General features: G+C 32.8%; 17 protein-coding genes. 4 read left to right on the top strand and 13 right to left on the bottom strand.

From position 1 onward, the window contains the following. Positions 1 to 24: 24 nt before the first annotated feature. The 6 genes from AC2DZ0_RS13310 to rplU form a co-directional block, all read right to left on the bottom strand. Positions 25 to 1,239, bottom strand: coding sequence for a molybdopterin molybdotransferase MoeA (locus AC2DZ0_RS13310; RefSeq protein WP_484642338.1), 1,215 nt, complete (start codon positions 1,237 to 1,239; stop codon positions 25 to 27). A 33-nt stretch (positions 1,240 to 1,272) separates the two neighbouring features. Then, positions 1,273 to 1,734, bottom strand: coding sequence for a hypothetical protein (locus AC2DZ0_RS13305; protein ID WP_484642337.1), 462 nt, complete (start codon positions 1,732 to 1,734; stop codon positions 1,273 to 1,275). 10 nt (positions 1,735 to 1,744) lie between these two features. Next, positions 1,745 to 2,740, bottom strand: a complete 996-nt coding sequence (moaA, locus tag AC2DZ0_RS13300; RefSeq protein ID WP_484642335.1) for a GTP 3',8-cyclase MoaA — start codon at positions 2,738 to 2,740, stop codon at positions 1,745 to 1,747. A 169-nt stretch (positions 2,741 to 2,909) separates the two neighbouring features. Next, positions 2,910 to 4,151: a 3-deoxy-D-manno-octulosonic acid transferase gene (locus AC2DZ0_RS13295; protein WP_484642334.1), complete on the bottom strand. Its 1,242-nt coding sequence runs from the start codon at positions 4,149 to 4,151 to the stop codon at positions 2,910 to 2,912. Positions 4,152 to 4,267: 116 nt separating this feature from the next. Beyond that, complete coding sequence (gene rpmA / locus AC2DZ0_RS13290) at positions 4,268 to 4,528, bottom strand: 50S ribosomal protein L27 (RefSeq protein ID WP_484490539.1); 261 nt, start codon at positions 4,526 to 4,528, stop codon at positions 4,268 to 4,270. 41 nt (positions 4,529 to 4,569) lie between these two features. Then, positions 4,570 to 5,049: a 50S ribosomal protein L21 gene (gene rplU, locus AC2DZ0_RS13285; protein WP_484490538.1), complete on the bottom strand. Its 480-nt coding sequence runs from the start codon at positions 5,047 to 5,049 to the stop codon at positions 4,570 to 4,572. 301 nt (positions 5,050 to 5,350) lie between these two features. Between rplU and AC2DZ0_RS13280 the strand changes: the two genes are divergently transcribed. After that, on the top strand, positions 5,351 to 5,950 hold the full coding sequence (locus AC2DZ0_RS13280; protein ID WP_484642331.1) for a hypothetical protein: 600 nt from the start codon (positions 5,351 to 5,353) through the stop codon (positions 5,948 to 5,950). Here AC2DZ0_RS13280 and aroC read toward each other — a convergent pair. The 3 genes from aroC to AC2DZ0_RS13265 form a co-directional block, all read right to left on the bottom strand. Further along, the gene (gene aroC / locus AC2DZ0_RS13275; protein WP_484642330.1) at positions 5,947 to 7,008 is read right to left on the bottom strand and encodes a chorismate synthase; all 1,062 of its coding nucleotides are present in this window, start codon (positions 7,006 to 7,008) and stop codon (positions 5,947 to 5,949) included. The two genes, AC2DZ0_RS13280 and aroC, sit on opposite strands and share 4 nt — an antisense overlap. Positions 7,009 to 7,100: 92 nt before the next feature. Beyond that, positions 7,101 to 8,132 (bottom strand): COX15/CtaA family protein, encoded by a 1,032-nt coding sequence (locus AC2DZ0_RS13270; RefSeq protein ID WP_484642329.1) that lies wholly within the window; start codon positions 8,130 to 8,132, stop codon positions 7,101 to 7,103. Between the two features lie 132 nt (positions 8,133 to 8,264). Then, positions 8,265 to 9,128 carry a heavy-metal-associated domain-containing protein gene (locus AC2DZ0_RS13265; protein ID WP_484642328.1) on the bottom strand — a complete coding sequence of 288 codons (864 nt, stop codon included), beginning with the start codon at positions 9,126 to 9,128 and terminating at the stop codon, positions 8,265 to 8,267. An 89-nt stretch (positions 9,129 to 9,217) separates the two neighbouring features. Between AC2DZ0_RS13265 and AC2DZ0_RS13260 the strand changes: the two genes are divergently transcribed. Beyond that, positions 9,218 to 10,090 (top strand): DMT family transporter, encoded by an 873-nt coding sequence (locus tag AC2DZ0_RS13260; protein ID WP_484642326.1) that lies wholly within the window; start codon positions 9,218 to 9,220, stop codon positions 10,088 to 10,090. A gap of 1 nt (position 10,091) precedes the next feature. On the opposite strand, the gene ruvC is transcribed toward AC2DZ0_RS13260, so the two are convergent. Next, positions 10,092 to 10,652 (bottom strand): crossover junction endodeoxyribonuclease RuvC, encoded by a 561-nt coding sequence (ruvC, locus tag AC2DZ0_RS13255; RefSeq protein ID WP_484490532.1) that lies wholly within the window; start codon positions 10,650 to 10,652, stop codon positions 10,092 to 10,094. 361 nt (positions 10,653 to 11,013) lie between these two features. Here ruvC and AC2DZ0_RS13250 point away from each other — a divergent pair, with 361 nt between their 5' ends. Both AC2DZ0_RS13250 and AC2DZ0_RS13245 read left to right on the top strand, forming a co-directional pair. Further along, positions 11,014 to 11,682, top strand: a complete 669-nt coding sequence (locus AC2DZ0_RS13250) for a hypothetical protein (RefSeq protein ID WP_484642325.1) — start codon at positions 11,014 to 11,016, stop codon at positions 11,680 to 11,682. Further along, positions 11,666 to 12,766, top strand: a complete 1,101-nt coding sequence (locus AC2DZ0_RS13245) for a glycosyltransferase (RefSeq protein ID WP_484642323.1) — start codon at positions 11,666 to 11,668, stop codon at positions 12,764 to 12,766. Before AC2DZ0_RS13250 ends, AC2DZ0_RS13245 begins: the two co-directional genes overlap by 17 nt. 228 nt (positions 12,767 to 12,994) lie before the next feature. On the opposite strand, the gene AC2DZ0_RS13240 is transcribed toward AC2DZ0_RS13245, so the two are convergent. From AC2DZ0_RS13240 to AC2DZ0_RS13230, 3 genes are all read right to left on the bottom strand, one after another. Then, entirely contained in the window at positions 12,995 to 13,510 is a 516-nt protein-coding gene (locus tag AC2DZ0_RS13240) for a DUF2892 domain-containing protein (RefSeq protein ID WP_484642322.1), read from the bottom strand. A gap of 112 nt (positions 13,511 to 13,622) precedes the next feature. Beyond that, positions 13,623 to 16,922 (bottom strand): c-type cytochrome biogenesis protein CcsB, encoded by a 3,300-nt coding sequence (gene ccsB / locus AC2DZ0_RS13235; RefSeq protein WP_484642321.1) that lies wholly within the window; start codon positions 16,920 to 16,922, stop codon positions 13,623 to 13,625. 755 nt (positions 16,923 to 17,677) lie between these two features. Continuing rightward, positions 17,678 to 20,077 (bottom strand): GumC family protein, encoded by a 2,400-nt coding sequence (locus AC2DZ0_RS13230; RefSeq protein WP_484642319.1) that lies wholly within the window; start codon positions 20,075 to 20,077, stop codon positions 17,678 to 17,680. Between the last annotated feature and the right edge of the window lies 1 nt (position 20,078).

Raw genomic sequence — 20,078 nt, 5'->3', positions numbered from 1 at the left:
TATTAGCCCCCGGCATCAAACAATTTATCGATAAGTTATTACAGGAAAAATTTCTCCTTTTTGAAATGCTGTTCTATCACCTGGTAACTCCAAAAAAGCATCGGCTTCCGTTAAGTTAGCCAAATCACCTGAACCATTTCCAGTTAAGGGATATGCTATAAGTTCTCCCTCTTTATTTTTCAATTGAACTTGTAAAAAATAGGTCAAACTAGGTTTGAAATTAAAATCAACTCCCAATTTTGCATATTTTGTTGTATCAGCTTTGCCATAAACCGACTTTTGGTACCATGGATAAAAATACTTCAAACAATTCACATACGTTGAAACTGGATTCCCTGGAAAAGCAAAAACCACAGCACCATGAGATGCCTCAACATCTGATGAGGCAAGCCTCCCAAACCAAAAAGGTTTTCCCGGACGTTGTTTTACTTTATGAAACAACTTCTCAACCCCTATTTCGTCTAACACCTCAGGAATAAAATCAAACTTTCCTTTGGATACCGCTCCACTGAATAGCAGCACATCATATTGCTTTATTGCAGCTCCTATTTCTTTTAGCAAAGCCTCCTTATCATCTGACAAATGTTTTGTGTCTGATGGAATAGCTAGCTCTAACAACAGGGCTTGCAAGCTGTATACATTACTTCTTCTAATTTGATGTTCTAAGGGATTCTCAGCTACTTCAACCAATTCATCACCCGTAGAGACAATAAGTACTTTTGGCTGTTTTGCTACTAAAATTTCTTTTTTTCCTACAGTAGCAAAAACACCTATTTCCGCAGCTGAAATTATTCTATTTTTAGGAATTAACAAATCGCCTTTGGATTTGTCTTTTCCTTTTAAATGAACATTTTGTAACAATTTCACTTCATCCAGTCCAGTGGTTGCAATTCCGTTTTCAATTGATACCAATTCATAAGGAATCACGACATCCACCCCTAAAGGCAAAACAGCACCGGTCATTACCTCTAAACATTTTGAAGCATCTTTTAGTTTTTTTTGAGGACTTCCAGCTGCTTGAACCTCTTCAATTTCAAAAGATCTCTGTCCTTCAGAAAATACTTTAAAAGAGACAGCAATCCCATCCATACAAACTCTATTAAAAGGAGGAAAATCTCTATCAGCAAGAATATCCTCTTTTAAAACTCTACCTAAAGATTCCATAAAATGTACCGATTCTATACCGTAATCTTGAGAATTTTCTAAGATCAATTCACTTGCTTGTATAACTTCTATCATGAACATTTTTTTGAATCAATTAAATTTGCTGCATTACTTTTTTAACCTGCTCACCAGAATTTTTAAAATCGACAATCCATAGGCCATCAATACACTTTGATAAAACACCCAAAAATATAAATTTCTGAAATTTAAGTGAAACGCTTTTTTTATCTCTCCAAAAAAGGCAACATCAATATCTCCCTGACTGTGTTTCCAAAAAGAAAATCCTACTAAAAATATAGTAACCGTTATGACTATATTTAATAAGCCAAATATTACTTTTTGAATGATATTTTTACCTTCTGCATACGAGAATTTCAAATACTTTAGGTTCCCATATAAAAAAACAAATAGCAGAGGAAACAAGGCTGGCACAGGTAACAACCAATCTTTTTCACCAACTGGAATATGTATTTCTTTAGTCAGGTCGAAATTTGCAAAAATCAACATTGACACAACTGAAACCAAAATTAGTATGGTTATTTTTCTTCTTGAAGTTCTTTCTTGCCCCATAATAATTCTGTTATCCACCGATAGAAGACATGCTTTCGGAAACATTTTTATTTTTCAAACGATTTGCCTCAGCAACAAAACCATCTTTTGGTTTCTTAGAAACTAAATCTATAAATAATTGTTTTAATGCAGCATCATCAGCACCTTTTCTGATAAAATCTCGCACATTGAAAACCCCTTCGTCAAACAAACAGTTTTTCAACAAACCTGTTGATGTAATTCTAATTCTATTACAATCGTGACAAATGGTACGGGTGTAAGCAGGAATAATTCCAAACACCCCTTTAAATCCTTTAACTCTAAAAGTATGCGAAGTAGATGATTTTAAAACTGGTAGTTTTTCAACCTCTTTGAAACCAGTTTTTACTTCATTCAAAATTTTATTGAAATTCCATACTTCTTCAGTAGCACGTTTCCCTACTCCATTAAAGGGCATCTCTTCTATAAAACGTATTTCAATCGCTTCTTTTTCTGTCAGTGCAACAAAATCGTTTATTTCGGAAGTGTTGACACCTGATTGAACTACTATGTTTAATTTTAATTTTAAACTACTCTTTTTTAACAACTCATAAGTTTCCCAAACTTTATCAAACACATCTCTTCGAGTTATTTTAGCAAAATTTCCTGCATCCAAACTATCAATACTTAAATTGATCGTTTTTACTTTTAACTTCTCCAACTCTTCAATATGCTCAGCAATCAAAGCACCATTCGTTGTCATATTTATTTCATCTAAACGATCGTTAAACGAAAGCATTTTTATAAAATCTATGAAATTTTTACGAACAAAAGGTTCCCCACCTGTCAAGCGAACTTTGTTTACTCCTAATTCAGATAATACCCTTGTAATTCGATACATCTCTTTAAATGTCAACAATTCTTTTCGCTCTACAATTGCAGCTCCTTCTGCAGGCATACAGTATGTGCATCGTAAATTACAACGATCTGTAACCGCTAAGCGCAAATAGGTAATTTGTCTACCAAAAGAATCTACTAAAGTTTCCATTTTCTAAGGTTCTATAAGCTTGTAAAGTTCTAACAAAAAGAACTAACAACAAAATTTAAAAGGATATAAACAAGAAAGTAACGACAGAAATATTGGGTTTATAAATTGAACCATTGAAAAGAAACATCAACCGATTTAAACCCCTAATTTTTACAGATTTCACAGTTATCTATAACACCTTTTTTAGATAATCCATTATTTTATTAGAAGCCCCTAAGCTTTGCTTGATATAATTTAAAGCAATAGTACCTTTTGCCTTTCTTAAGTCTTTGTTATCTGAAAACTTTTTCAAGATGGCCGTAACAGATTCTTGATTGTCTGTAGAAATAACACCACCCAAAGACACAAGGTCTTTCGCTTCTCTAAATTTTCTATAGTTTGGACCAATCACCACAGGAACACCAAAAGTTGCTGGCTCCAAAACATTATGGATTCCACTTTTTGTATAACCACCTCCTACATAAGCAATATCAGCAACCGCATAAATCTTAGTAAGAATACCAATCGTATCAATAATAAATACTTTAAATTCTTTCAACGATTGTCCTTCTTTTTCAGAAAACAACACGGATGAATTTTGCAAGGCATTTTTCAGCCTAGCGATTCCTTCCGGTTTTATATTATGAGGAGCAATGATAAATTTTTCATTTTCCTTTGCATCATTCAAAATATAATTCACCAATAAATCTTCATCTTCCGGCCAAGTACTACCAGCCACTAACACTGTTGAATCTCCAACAAACTCATCAATATAATCTAATTTATTATCTCTACTAATGATATCATAAACACGATCAAATCTAGTATCACCACATACCAAATTATTGTCATAACCAATTGAAGTAAGTAAATCTGATGACGTTTGATCTTGTAAAAAGAAAAAAGAAAACGCCTTCAATTTGGAACGCATCCAACCACCATATGATTTAAAAAACAACTGATCTTTTCTAAAAATACCAGAAACTAGAATTGTTGGAATTTTACAAGATTGCAGCTCCGCCAATAAATTAGGCCAAAATTCATATTTAACAAAAATTGCAACAGAAGGATGCACCGCTTGTAAAAATCGTTTCGCATTTCGTTTTGAATCCAATGGTAAATAAACCACGACATCGGCTAATTCATAATTCTTTTGAACCTCATAACCAGATGGAGAGAAAAAAGTCAACACTACTTTATACTCCTTAAAATCTTTTTTTAACTTCTCAATTACCGGTCTTCCTTGTTCAAACTCCCCCAAAGAAGCGCAGTGAACCCAAATAACTTTATCAGTCTCTAAAATATTTTTTTCAATTACAGAAAAAACCTGTTTTCGCCCTGCTACAAACAATTTGAGTTTAGGGTTAACCAAAGCCAACAATTTCAGAACTAGCCCTACTAAAAAAATGATATTATTATATAAAAACTGCATGCTGCTAATGTATATATTTCGTCTTAATTTGACACAAAAAAACGTTCACAAACTAAAACAACAAAACTCCCAACCGAATCGGAAGGGAGTTTTAAGTCTTAATTAAATCTTATATCTTAAGCTTCAAAAGCTTCAATAGACACGTAAGATTTATTATCTTTCTTTTTAGTAAACTTCACTAAACCATCAACTTTAGCATGTAAAGTATGATCTTTTCCCATGTAAACATTTTCACCTGGGTAGTGTTTAGTTCCTCTCTGGCGGATAAGGATATTACCTGCGATTGCCGCTTGACCACCATATATTTTTACACCTAGACGTTTCGATTCTGATTCTCTACCATTCTTCGAACTTCCGACACCTTTTTTGTGAGCCATAATTTCTTAATTTTATTACCTATTTAAAACAGGGTTGTTAATTACTTTTCTTCTTTCTTAGCTGCTGCTTTCTTAGCTGGAGCTTTTTTAGCTGCTGCTTCTTTTTTAGGAGCTGCCTTTTTAGCTGGAGCTTTTTTAGCTGCTGCTTTTTTAGGAGCTGCTTCATCAGCTGCTACTTCTTTCTTAGCTGCTGCTTTTTTCTTAGCACCACCTACAGCGATACCATCAATTTGGATTTCAGTTAAGAACTGACGGTGTCCGTTCTTTTTCTTGTATCCTTTTCTACGTTTCTTTTTGAAAACGATTACTTTATCACCTTTTAAGTGACCTAATACCTTAGCTGTTACTTTAGCTCCTTCTATAGCTGGGGCGCCAATAGTTACATTTTCACCTTCTCCAACTAAAAGAACGTTATCAAAAGTTACTTTTGATCCTTCTTCAGATTGTAAACGGTGTACGTATACTTTTTGGTCTTTTGCTACTTTAAACTGCTGCCCTGCTATCTCTACAATTGCGTACATATGTTTATTATTTTATTTTGTTTTGTTTAAAACGAGTGCAAATATACTTCTTTTCTACAAATATGCAACACAAAAAACCATCAAATTTATCCCTAGTCAATACACTCAAAAACACAACATTAATGACTTTCAGTTGTATCTTTCACCATCCTTTGATTCAACAACCATAATCCTTGCAGTTTTTTATATATTTACAGCCTATTCAACTGATATGACAACAAAGCGTTCACTTTACTCCATCTTATTTATTTTATTAGTTAGCAACAATGTACTAGCTCAAAAAAATAAAATAAAATCTATCGTGGAAAAATATTTCCATGCCATAGGAGGTGAAGAAAGGGCGAAACAAATTCATTCCTTTTCTTCGGAAGCTATCGGAAACTTAAACAACTCTCAAATTATTTTAAAACAAAAAATGATGCTTCCTAATATGTATTTTACAAGCATGGAACTTAATGGGAAAATTATTTCTCAAAGCACATTTGATGGCCAACAAGGAATCACTCTCCAACAATCAGACGAAATCCCCTTTTCAAAAGAAGAACTAAAACGTCACAAAAAAAACAGATGTATCTTTCCTGAATTTGACTATTTGAAAACAGCCAAATATTTAGGAATAGAAAAAGTAGAACAAAGTGATTGTCACGTGTTAAAAATTGACAATACAAAAGTGTATTATTCCGTTAATTCTGGATTGAAAAGAAAAGGTGTTAGCATCCAAGAAAAAGATGGCACTATCTTTTTACAGCAACTATTCTTTGGCAACTATGTTGAAATTGAAGGACTACTCTTCCCAACCAATTTATTAATGGTTGCTGGAAACAATAAAATTGACTTTCAAACAAAATCTATTCTAATCAATAGAGATGTAAGCAAACAAGATTTTTTAATAAAAGACTAGATTTTACTCGCTTGATTTAGCATCATAAAGTCAACCATTACCATTGCTGCCATTGCTTCAACAATAGGGATTGCTCTTGGCACTACACAAGGATCATGTCTTCCTTTCCCCATCATCTCCACTTCATTACCATCTTTATCAATAGTCATTTGTTTTTGAATCAGAGTTGCAACAGGCTTAAAGGCTACCTTAAAATAAATATCCATTCCATTACTAATACCACCTTGAATCCCACCTGACATATTGGTCTTTGTAGTTCCATCCGTGTTAAAGATATCATTATGGTCACTCCCTTTCATTTCTGCTCCATCAAAACCGCTACCATATTCAAAACCTTTTACAGCATTGATAGATAACATAGCATGACCTAAAGCAGCGTGCAATTTATTAAAAATAGGCTCTCCTAGTCCAACAGGTACATTTTGAATCACACAAGAAATAACACCTCCTACAGTATCTCCTTGTTTTTTAATTTTAGACACATAGTCAATCATTTCCTCTGCCTTTTGAGCATCAGGACAACGCGCTATATTAGATTCAATTTTATCAAAATCCAACTCTTGATAAGGGGTGTCTAATTTTATATTTCCGATAGCAGAAGTATAGGCATTAATTTTAATCTGAGGAATTACCTGTTTCGCAATTGCCCCGCCTACTACCCAATTGGCAGTTTCACGAGCAGATGTTCTACCACCACCTCTATAATCTCTATTACCATACTTTTTATCATAAGTATAATCCGCATGAGATGGTCTAAACGTATTTGCTATATGAGAATAATCATTTGATTTTTGATTGGTGTTCTGGATCAAAAAACCAATGGAAGCTCCGGTAGTTTTTCCTTCAAATATTCCTGAATGGAACGCTACTTCATCTGGTTCTTTTCTTTGCGTTACAATCTTAGATTGTCCTGGTTTTCTACGATCTAATTCTTTTTGAATAGCCTCAAAATCTAACGTTACCCCTGGAGGGCATCCATCAATTACACCCCCAATTGCAGGTCCGTGTGATTCACCAAAAGTGCTTACTTTAAAGAGTTTTCCAAAAGAATTTGACATAAAAAATATTTTTTTGCAAAGTTAGAAAAAAGATTTGTAATTATTCCTTGGTTTCTATTCCAATAAGTGAGTGAAACACAATAATTATAACACTAAGGTTTAAAGGATTTTAGACTTCCATTTTGCATAAAAAGATAGAACTGAGTTCCAAACAACAAAGCACCTGATAACAAATGTACTGTCTGTGTTCCGAATGGAAAATCACTATAATACATTAAAATTCCAGAAAGTGCTTCAAACACTAATAAAGCAATAATATATTTAGGAAGCTTAAATTCTAATTTTAAAGTTTCATTTTTCCAATAAATAAGGAAATTCAACAACACAATTAAGATGGTAAAAGACCTATGAATATAAAACTTCAGACTTGGATTATACAAACTCATTTGTTTACTCTCAAATCCGAATAACTTTACTTGTTCATCTACAAATTGTCTCACCTGAGTACCGAGAGCAATTTGAATCACAGACAACACAATAGAAAAGCCCAATAAATTATGAAACATCCTATTAAAAGGTTTTTGAACCACCTCTTTCTCAGACAAAATATGTAGTACTTTTAATAACAGTGCAATGATCAATAAACCAGCCACCATATGAATTGTGATTACAGAAGGTTTCAAAACAGAATCAATAACAGTTTTACCCAACCAAGCTTCAAACAGCATTAAAAAAAACGCACCAAAAGAATAAAGAGTCACTCGTTTATTTTCTTTCCAAAATTTAAGTGCACCCACAATTAAAAACAGAAATACAAATCCAGATAATACAGAAGCTAATCTGTTAATATACTCCGTCCATGTGTGATACACGTTGAAAATTGCATATTCATGTTTGGTATAGGGTTCCCAATTTTCTTCTGCAAATTCATGAGTTGTTTTAAACTCATTTTTTGCCACAATCAAGGCCTCATCCCTAATTATTATTGTTCCTTTTGAATACCCTGTTTCTGGATGCCACACTAATTGTTCCTCATCCGTTGGAGGAATGTAATAACCAAAACATTTAGGCCAATCTGGGCATCCCATTCCAGAACCTGTCATTCGAACAACTGAACCTGCAATAAAAATAACATATACTGAAATCAATGCTGCTTTTACAATGCTTTTAAAGTGCTTTTTCAAAAGAAATAATTTTAATTTTCTACGTCCACAAAAATACGGATTAATGAAATGAATTGCTATTTCCAACTTACTTTTATGTCATAAAAAAACCATCCTAAAAAGGATGGTCTTTTACGCAAAAAAAAATAATTTTTATTTTTTAGCCGCACACTTTGCTTTACAATCTTCCGTTGCTTTTGCACAAGCAGCACAATCTTTTTTAGTACACGACTCACTGCACTTTTTTGCACAAGACTTTTTTTCCTTTGTTTTACAACATGCTTGTTTCTCTGTGGCACATTTAGTTTTACATTCTGCCTGTACAGCTGCACATTTAGCACACTCCTTTTCTGTACAAGATTCACTGCACTTCATGGTACACTCTTTCAAATCAGCAGAACAACAGCTTTTATTTTTACTTTCACATTTAGTTTTGCAGTTTGCCTGCATCGCCGCACATTTATCACAATCCTTTTTTGTACAAGATTCACTACATTTTTTAGCACAAGTTTTCGCTTTTTCCTTGCAACATGACTGCTTTTCTGTAGCGCATTTGGTTTTACATTCTGCCTGAACAGCTGCACATTTAGCACAATCTTTTTCAGTACAAGTTTCACTGCACTTCATAGTACACTCTTTCAAATCAGCAGAACAACATGCGTCTTTTACTTGTTTTATCGAACTAACAGAATATGTTTCTCCTCCAGCAATTGAAGTTATTTTCTTTTTAATATCGTCATCAGAAATTTTATTTGCATCATATACTATTTTCCCTAATTTATCCTCAAAAGAAACAGAAACAGAACGAACACCTTCCATCTTAGATAACTTAGATTCAATAGTTTTTGCACAACCTATTTGACAAGTCATCCCCTCAATACCAACTTCAATTTTCTTTAGGCTCTCTCCTTTAACAGATTTTTCTACTCCTTCTTTTGCTCCTTTTGAAGCCTCTTTACATGAAACTGTAAAAAAAGAAACAAGCAACCCCAAACAAATAATTTTTATAACTCTCATAATAGAATATTTAGCTCGTGCAATTTAGATAGAATATGATTATTATCCGAAAAAATTACGCACTTTTACATTTAGATTACAAAGATACTATGAAAAACATCAAATGGCTTCTCCTATTTATTCTCTCTTTAACATGGGGTAGCTCATTTATTTTAATTAAAAAAGCTCTTTTAGGACTTACTCCTTTAGAAATAGGAGCGTTAAGAATTATTTTCGCTGGGGTTATTTTATTCTTTCTTGGAATAAAAAAATTCAAACACATTGATAAAAAACATTGGAAACCTCTTTTTATAGTTGCTATATTCGGAACCTTTTTTCCCGTTTTTTTATTTTCTTATGCCATTACAGAAATTGATAGCTCCATTGCTGCAGTTTTAAATTCTCTGACACCACTAATTACAATGATCTTAGGGGTTTTCTTTTTTGATTTCAGCTTTTCCAAAAAACAAGCATTTGGAGTTTTAATTGGATTAAGCGGTACTTTAATTCTTTTGTATCAAAACGCAATAGCCAATCCGAGTAAAAATCACTTGTATGCTTTTCTCATATTCATTGCCGCCACAGGGTACGCTTTTAGTGTTAACTATATCAAAAAAAAATTTAAAGAATTAGACACCCTTAGTATCACAGCTGCCACATTTTCTATTTTAATTCCTTTTGCCTTACTTGTACTTCTTTTTTCTGGCTTTTTTCGAAGAGATATTACGGAACAAATTAATTACACTTCTTTAGGATATGTTTTTATTTTAGCTGCTGTTGGAACTAGTATGGCCATGTTACTTTTTAATAGATTGATCCAAATATCAAGTCCTGTTTTTTCTGCTTCTGTTTCCTATTTAATTACACTGGTTGCAGTTGCTTGGGGAATTTTAGATGGCGAAAAACTAAGTCTTTCACAAGGAATTGCGGCTATCTTAATTATTTGGGGAGTTATTATTGCTCAAAAAAAATCTAAGAAATAATTTATTTGGCTTTATTTACTTTGCCTTCGTTTGCTTTTACAAAAGAGGCCCAACCGCTATAATTTTTACCCCCAACCACAACACCACTGTTATAGTAATGACAAACTGCTGCTGCCAAACCATCGGTTGCATCTAAGTTCTTAGGTAAGGTTTTTAAGTTCAAAGTACTTTTTAACATCAATGCTACTTGTTCTTTTGTAGCATTTCCGTTTCCGGTGATGGCCATTTTAATTTTTTTAGGCAAATATTCTGTTACCGGAATTTCTCTGGACAAACCTGCCGCCATTGCAACACCTTGTGCCCTTCCGAGCTTTAGCATAGACTGGACATTTTTTCCAAAAAAGGGTGCTTCAATTGCAATCTCATCTGGATGATAAGTATCAATCAACTGGATAGTTCTCTCAAAAATTAATTTTAATTTCGTGTAAGGATCCTCATATTTCTGAAGTAATAATTCATTCATTTGAATAAACTCCATTTTTTTCTTTACAACGCGAATCAAACCAAAGCCCATAATAGTGGTTCCTGGGTCAATTCCTAAAATAATTCTCTCTGTACTCAAATTGTAGTGGTATTTTTTTATCCGAAAGATGACAAATAAACTTTATTTCAGTTTTCTTTGTAACTTAGAACGAAGATATAAAAAAGAGGCCAATGGCTTTCTATTAATAAGAACTATATAATTGCGAACTCCAAACTCATTTTCTAAATCTATTGGCTTTGGCTTTCTAAAAGCTTTAATTTTAGCACTTGCATTTTATAGTATTTATCAAAAAATAGATGCTTTCAATAGCCCTTTACCAAAACTATCTCTTGTAACTATTTTAATTTTATTTTTCATTTCCTCTTGCAATTGGGTTGTAGAAATTATAAAATGGAAAAACTTAGTTTCTACAATTTATCCTATTTCATTTTTATACAGTTTGAAACAAAGTTTAACTGCACATACCATTGCGATCATCACTCCCAATAAAATTGGTGAATATGGAGCAAAAGCATTCTTTTTTTCAAAAAAACATAGAAAAAAAATTCTGCAACTCACTTTTATTGGTAATGGTTACCAGATGCTAGTCACTAGTGTTTTTGGACTATTCGGAATTCTTTTTTACCCATATCAATTATTCAAAACACAAGGTATTCTATTTATTTTTTTATTTTTTGGAATTAGTTTGACTGCGGGATTCTACCTCCAAAAGAAAAAAAACATTTTTAAATTCTTTCTCAATTTAAATCAGAAAATCCATTTAAAAACAGCATTGACCAGTTGCATTAGATATATAATTTTCTCACTTCAATACGTGTTCATTTTAAAGCTTTTGGGAGCAAGCCCTAGTTTCATTTCCCTATTACCAATTATCTGGCTTATTTATTTTATATCGTCATGCATACCAAGTTTTGCCTTGTTTGATTTTGTTGTCAAAGGTTCTGTAGCTTTATTTCTATTCAAACCCTTATCTATCACCAATGAAATAATATTAGCTACGGCTTTTATAATGTGGATTTTCAATTTTGTCATTCCAGCCATTATAGGAGGTATTTTTCTTAGCACTCATAAACTAAACTCACATTTGCAGCATGGTACTATTGAGTAGTCTTATTGGGATCTCCTATGGTGCAGTTATAGGCAGTTTTATAAAAGGTATTTACCAAACAGCTGAAATTCCAGCTAAAGTTCACCCACAATCAAATACTTTCTCTATTGTTATTGCTATTAGAAATGAGCAAGAAAATTTAACCGAACTTTTTTCAAGCTTAGAAAACTTAGCATACAACCCTAAACATTTTGAAATTATTTTTGTTGATGATCATTCAGAAGATACTAGTCTACTCCTATTAAACGAATTTCAAAAACAAACAAATCAACTTGACATTCGCATACTGCAAAATCAAGGCTCAGGCAAAAAAGAAGCTGTGACTACAGCGGTACACCAAGCTAAATTCGACTACATCTTGACTACAGATGCTGATTGCAGCTTTTCTAACAAATGGATTCAAGCCTATAACACACTGCTAACTCAAAAAAAATATCACTATCTCACTGGACCTGTTTGCATAAAACAGGCGTCTAACTTTTTAAATCAATTCCAGTATATAGAATTTCTAAGTTTACAAGGAAGTACCCTCGGTTCTTTTGCCAACAAAACGCCTTTTATGAGTAATGCTGCCAACAGTTGTTATTTGAAAGAAATATTTATATCCCTAGATGGTTACCATGGGAATTCTGAGGTTGCCAGCGGAGATGATATTTTTTTATTAGAAAAAATAATGCATAGCAACGCTAAAAAAGTTGGCTATCTAAATTCTGTTAATGGTTTGGTTTATACCGCTCCGGAAAGCACTTGGAAAAAAGTATATCATCAAAAAATTAGATGGGCTGCAAAAGCTACACTTTATAAAAACAAGATAGGGATTACAGTAGGCAGTATTGTATTTTTAACGAATAGTTTACTGTTAATTCTATTAGGTATCGATTGGAAAATTGCCTTGTCTTTATTTGGCTTTAAATTTATTATCGACTTTATTTTATTAAAGAAAACTACTAACTTCTTTAAAGAAAAAATAAATTTTGGATATGTAATACTATGCAGTTTTTGTTACCCTGTGTTTAGCACTGGAATTTTTATCCTATCTCAAATCACAAATTTTGAATGGAAAGGAAGGCAACTGAAAAAATAATTTATTTTAGTTGAATATACCGGAGATCAACCCATCAACATTCCATAACAAAAAAATAGTTACTACTAATAAAATAGTTAATAAAACAGCTCTTTTTTGGTTCGGCTTTCTTCTGTTTCTAATGCGCGTCATAATCTAATTTAAGTTTAACGGTTTTACGAATATACAAAATAGTCGTCAAAAAAATAGCCCGCATAAAGCGAGCTATATATTGTAAGATAAAAAAAATTACATTCTTTTCATTTGATCTTTCATCATTTTTACCTGATCTTTCAACATACCATGCTTGTCTAATTTCTTAGCTTCATTCAACAAAGTAGTTGCTTCTCTTTTTCTTCTTTTATGCATGGCAACACCCGCTAAATTCAATTTTGCCATTGCAACATCATGATCCATTGACAACCCAAGTTTCAATGCCTTTTTAAACATCTTTTCTGCTTGTGTCATGCTTGTTTGAGTCACCATCAACCCTTGTAAAAAATAATAATAAGCCTCTTGAGGTTTTCTTAAAGCAGCTTCTGGATTCTTAATAAAAGCCAACCATTTTTGAGCTCCTGCCATGTTTTGTTTTCTGATTTGCAAAAAGGCTAACAATAAAAACTCGTTTTTGAAAAAGAAAAACACAAATACCCCTGCTAACAAAAGAATCATGATTCCATTTCCAATATTTTCATCTGCAAATTGAAATCCAGCCCAAACTGTAATTAATACTGCTATAACTATTTTTATATACTTATTAAACATTGTAATACTTATTTATTTTTAAATTTATGCATTTAGCGTACTAAATGAAGTTGCGAATTTACATATTTTTCAAAAGAATAAAACCTCTTTTTAGATATTTCATTCTGATTTATTATTTTCCTTTTTTATAAAATTTAAGATGCTTTCTATAAGCAAGAATTCCGAGTACAGCCACTATTAAAATAGAATAATACACAAAACTTGGGGTTACAATTTTATCACCACTTGCATAAGAATGCAACCCAGACAAATAAAAGTTTACACCAAAATATGTCATCATAATTGATGCAAAAGCATACACAGATAAAATATTATAGGTAAATCTTCCTCTCAATCCCGGAACCAATCTGCAATGCAGCACAAATGCATAAATCATAATACTAATCAAAGCCCAAGTCTCTTTTGGATCCCATCCCCAATAACGTCCCCAACTTTCATTGGCCCACATACCACCAAGGAAATTCCCAATGGTTAACATCACCAAACCAACGGTAATTGACATTTCATTGATCACCGTCAATTCATTAATCGTATTGTCTAATTTTTTCTTGTTCTTTTTGTTCGTTACAATCATCAAAACCAAGGCCAAGAGACCAAGAATCATAGCTAAGGCAAAAGGACCATAACTTGCGACAATAATTGCCACATGGATCATCAACCAATAAGAATTCAGTACCGGAACTAAGTTTGCAATTTCAGGATCCATCCAATTCCAATGTGCTATCATCAAAATCATTGCTGTTAAAAACGCAGTTGCCGCAATCGTAAGCGTAGAATCCTTACCAAACAACAGTCCAAATAACATAGTCGCCCACCCCACATAGATCATCGATTCATAAGCATTACTCCATGGTGCATGTCCACTCACAAACCACCTCGCTGCTAATCCTGCCGTATGCATTGCAAAAAACAAGATAACAATCGCCACTGAAATTTTTAATAAAACCTCTAATACTTTACTTGTTTTAAATATTTGAATAATCACTAATACAAACAACAGTAATCCGGCATACATATAGTATTTAAAAAGCTTTTTAAACACATCATATTTATTATACGCGATTTCAAATTTAATTTTATCGTCAGAAGGATAAACAGCAGCACCATATTTTTTCTGGAAGTTTTTTACCCCCTCTAAAATTTTACCAGCCTCTTCATAATCATTGGCAATTTTTGCTTCATGCAGTGTTTGAATATAAACAGGTAAAATTTGTTTCACAAAAACAGAGTCAATTCCTCTAAACGGAGCATTGTACAATTCTGGTTGCGAAACCCAAGTATTATTTTCATCCTCAGGGATCGGAAAAATTCTTAAGATCCCACCTCCAATTGCAGAATACAATAAACCAACTCGTTTATCTACATTGATAACATCCTTTTGGTATTTACTTTTGATATTATTTTTCTGTGCCGCTTCTACATCGGCTTTGATTTTATACCTTCCTTCATCATCAATAAAGTCAATCAAACGTGCATATTTTTGTTTGACATCTTTAATTCCTAAAACAGTACGTAATTTATCATTCCCTCTTTCCAAATAGATTACCGGTACTTGAAACCACAACCTAGGATTTTCTACAATTGACAAAAACACCTGATTCGCATCCAAACCATTGTACGTATCACTTTTACTAACTTTTCTCAACAATTGAGAAGCAAAGGTATGCACTGGCTTCATACGTCCACCAGCATCTTGAATTACCAAGGCACTAAAATCTTCAGCATGTTTTATAGATACCACATTCGCATTCAAAATAGAATCTATTTGCTTTGCAGTGATCTCATTGATATGATTGCTATGTTCTTGATCTGAATCCCCATGATTATGCCCAGTATGATCTTCTTCCGGGTTTTTACCATGTGTTTCTTGGGCATGGTTGTGTCTTATATGATTCTCATCCTCTTTTGCTTTGTGTTCTTGCGCATGGTTATGACCACTATGATCATGTCCATCATCTGCTGTATGCTCTTGTGCACCGATTTGAAACGACAACATTGAAAGAACAGCCAAAGACAACAAAGCCTTTTTTGCTTTTATCTTTTCCAATTTATGACGCAAATAAGAAAAACGTGTATTCTTAACAAACATAATTAACATCAAGCCGGCATATAATAAAAAATACCCTACATAAGTAATCATAGTTCCCCAATAATCATGGTTAACAGATAATCTAGTTTCCTCATATTGCGGAGTAATATTATAACTTGATTGAAAAAATTTATATCCTTTATAATCTAAAATATTATTCATAAAAACTCTAAAATCAAAAGTCTCAGATGGATCTATTACCGTAATTTCACTAGCATAAGACATCGCACTTTCCGACCCTGGGTATTTGTCCAACTGGAAATCTCTCAATTTTATTTGAAAAGGAAGTGTGATTTCTTTAGCACCATAGGCTACCCTAAAATTCAAACCCGCCATTTGAAATTGAACGGGTGCATTTGTGGTATACTGTCCGCCACTTACTTGAATCACTTTAGATTCGTCTTTACTTTTCACTAAAAGCTTTAAAACATCCTCTGGAAACTCATCCTTATTTCCTTTAGCCAACTGCATTGCCCCAGTTAATGGTGGTTTAGGAACCACAAAACTCATTCCTGCAATATTGTGTAAAGTCAAATATTTAAACTCAGATAAAGTATCTTTTTCTATCTTTCCTCTCAACTGATCTGCCATACGAAGAAAAGTTCCTTCAAACATAGACTCCATTTTTAGCTCTTCATTTTCATACTCAAAATTGACAAGAGCATTTTCTTTATGTGCAAAACCAACCAATACTCCATGGATATTTTCTATGTCTCCTTTTTTGATATAATGATCATGTCTGCTTCCACTACTTGATTCTACAAAATGAATGTACAACTCACCTTGATCACTTTCTACAAAACTTGTAGCCGCATTTGGAATAAATTCTTGCAATTCAAACGTTACCTCCTGACCTCTAAAATCTGTTTCAAAACCATATTTATTCTGCCCCCAAGCAGATAGTAATACGGGATCAAACAACATACGCTGATCTTTATTATCATCTAAGGTTACCTTTAAATAAGTTTTATCCGAAAAAAACACATTGGAAGTCTCACCTTCTTTGATAGGCATGATCCCTTCATAACTGATATATCTAGTGACACCAGCTCCAACAAGAATTAAAAAAAAGGCTGCATGAAATAACAATACAGACCATTTTTCTTTTTTATACAAACGATACCTAAAAATATTTCCGAAGAAATTAATTGCAAACAATAGCATTATCAACTCAAACCACCATGCATTATAAACCAAAGCTTTGGCTGTTGGAGTTCCAAAATCATTTTCTATAAACGTTGCAATTCCCATGGTTGCTGCATACACAAGAAACAACACTGCCATCAATCGAGTACTAAAAAGTAATGCTAAGATTTTTTTCATCAGATAAGGTATCAGATATCAATCAAAACTAACTATGCTTTGATCAAATAATTCAAGTTGCAAATTTAATCAAAGTTGACTGAATTAGGTTTGTGATTTCTAGAAAGTTTGAGGTATATATTCTAAGAAACTTTGAAATAATATAAATTATTTAATTCTTTATTTTAATGTTTATCTCTTCATTTTGTCTTGATACAAAACAAAGCAAAAGATCAAGTAATGAACTTTCATAGAACAATATACAACACTAAAGCCCAACTAAAAAGAACTCATCTTGGTTCTCAAACAGATTTTTAGCTTTAGCCTTTTGTTTGAAATGATACTCAATTCTAAGTTATTTCTAATTAAACATACTAACCCAAAGAAGATTATTTTATTGAAATCTTTCTCGTCTCCAAGTTCTAGTAAAAATTCTGTAGTCTATAGTTATTTGTTTATTATAATCTTTTTTGCATCGACCAAAAAAGATAGAAAAAAGTCTAGTCTTAAAGTCTCACCGGTCTAACTGCATTTTAAAATTCTAAAAGAAAAGAACTCACTTCGTTCAAACAACTTTTCTTTTTACGTATTTCAAAACACGTTGACTCTCGGCTGTGACTTCCATGACGAATGCTACCCAATTAAAAATAGCATCCTGTTAGATATTTTTTTAAAACGATACTTGATTATAAGTGCTGGGACAAATTCTTTCCAATTTAAAACAACCCCTTTCAAAACAAAAAAAAGCTGAATCAAATTGATTCAGCTTTTTTTTATTATGCATTTGCTTTTCTTTTAAATAACTCTTTCCACCACGGTCCTTTTTCTACATGGCCATAACCATACGCACCATAGTTACCATAACCATATCCTTTTTTATAGTCAGTTCCGTTAATTAACATAGCCATATTAGGCAAACGTTTTTCATTATACAAATTCTGAGGGACAGCTAACAAACGTTTATCTAAATAATTAGCACGAGTTACGTACATAAATAAATCTGCACGATCACTGATCATTAAAGTATCTGTCACCAAATTGACTGGCGCCGTATCAACTACAATATAATCATATTCTTCTTGCACTTTAGCAAACAATTCATCTACACGTGGGTGCATCAACAATTCTGCTGGATTTGGCGGAATAATCCCAGAAGGGAAAATATCCAACCCTTGATGTTTCGGTAAATTTATTTTCAAATCTTCCAACCCTAAAGACTCGTCCATAATATAATTAGTGATTCCCTTTCCGTTATAGACAGAAATATATTCGGTAATTTTCGGGGCTCTTAAATCCATTCCTAATAAGGCTACCTTTTTACCTGACAAGGCAAGTGTACAAGCCAAGTTAATAGAGACAAAAGATTTCCCCTCACCACTTACGGTAGAAGTTAGAAATATGGTTTTCCCTTTTTCCTTTTTAGTACTAGATAGCATAAAATCTAAATTCGTACGTAATAAACGGAAGGCCTCAGCTGTACTTGATCTACCATCTTTGGTAATCACAATATTTTCTTTCGTTTCCTTTAATGGAATATCTCCCAAAATTGGAACGGATAACATTGCTTCTAAATCTTTTCTTGTATGCAATTTGTTATCCAACAAATCATTGATATATATAACCCCAAAAGGAATAATCATTCCTATAATCATGGCAGCCAATAAAATAATCATTTTCCTTGGTGCAACTGGTTTATCAGATCCATAAGCCACATCAATAACTTTAGAATTAGATGTCGTGACTGCCAAAGAAATATCCGTTTCCTCCTGTTTTTGTAACAAATACAAATACAAAGCTTCTTTGATTCCTTGTTCTCGTTGAATATTTCTATATTCTCTTTCCTTTGTTGGAATACCCTTTATTTTATCATTAAACCTTCTATCTTGTCTATTTAATTCACGCAACGTAATATTTAACGAGGCTTTTAAATTCACCAAACTTTCCTTTAAACTCACTTGATAACTATCCAACTGATATTCCAAATTCTTCACCATAGGATTCTCTGCACTCGAACCATATAATATTTTATTTCGCTGCAATACAACATTATTGTACTTTTCTAATAAAACAGTAAGAGAAGCATCCTGAAATCCTAAATTGGCGGGTAACAATTCATAAGAACTCCCATTCTTTTGAATGTAATCATCCATAAAATCCAGCAATCTTAATTGAGTCGTTGTTTCAAATAACGCTTTCTCATTTTCAGATACTTGTTCCACAAACAAGTTTGACTCTTCTTCTACATTCGTTAATTTATTATCCTTTTTATAAGACTCAACACGCTTATCAACAATATCTAATTCCTCTTCAATCTTCACCAGTCGCTCTGTTATAAACAATGAGGTTCGCTCTCCAACATCACTTTTATCATTTATGGCATCGTTGTTGTAATTTATTATTAAGGTATTGATAATATCCTCCGCCTTTTTTCGAATAGCATGTTTCAGAGAAAGCTTAAGTACACTTGATTGCTTGTCAATTGGTTCTATTTGAATTCCCTTGACCAGCCCATCCACCACTTTACGGGTAGGTTTAAAACTCATTCGAAAGTTCTTCGTTTTAGAATTTACATTTCCTACAACCTTTTCCTCCTTTTTTAAGATAAAAGCATAGTCTCCAATTGTAAATATTTCATTCAAGATAATACTTTTAGGATAAAGCTTGTCTTGATCATACAGCGTAATCTCATTCATATCAGAGATTTCAAAATAATTGACGGTATCTAACTGTTTATAGACCTCAGTAGAATCTAGGGTTACCAATCTATACTCAATTTTATCTCCATAAATCTCAGACTCTTTAACTCGACCTTTTTTATAATAGGAAATATTGAGTTTTAAATCTTTTACCACTGTCTCCGCCAAAGACCTAGATTTCAAAATTTGAATTTCATTATCCATATTGGAACTCCCCCCTCCTAACATGCCTAAATCTTGGAATGCTGACAATTCAGAGCTCAAAGATGATTCGTCATCTTTGATCAATAAAGTAGAAGCTACTTCATATTGAGGCGTTGCATAACGCACATATATAAAAGCTAATACAATAGCAATAAAACCCGAAAAGATAAACCACTTCCAATGGATCAAATATTTTTCCAATTCATCTCTTAAGTTAATGGAATCATCCTCTTGTGCTTGCACTTTATAATTTGAATTGTTAAGTTGAGTATTCATA

The organism is Flavicella sp. IMCC45668 (assembly GCF_057219105.1).
The sequence above is the reverse complement of the archived record's forward strand: the minus strand, read 5'-3'. Positions and strand labels throughout refer to the sequence as shown.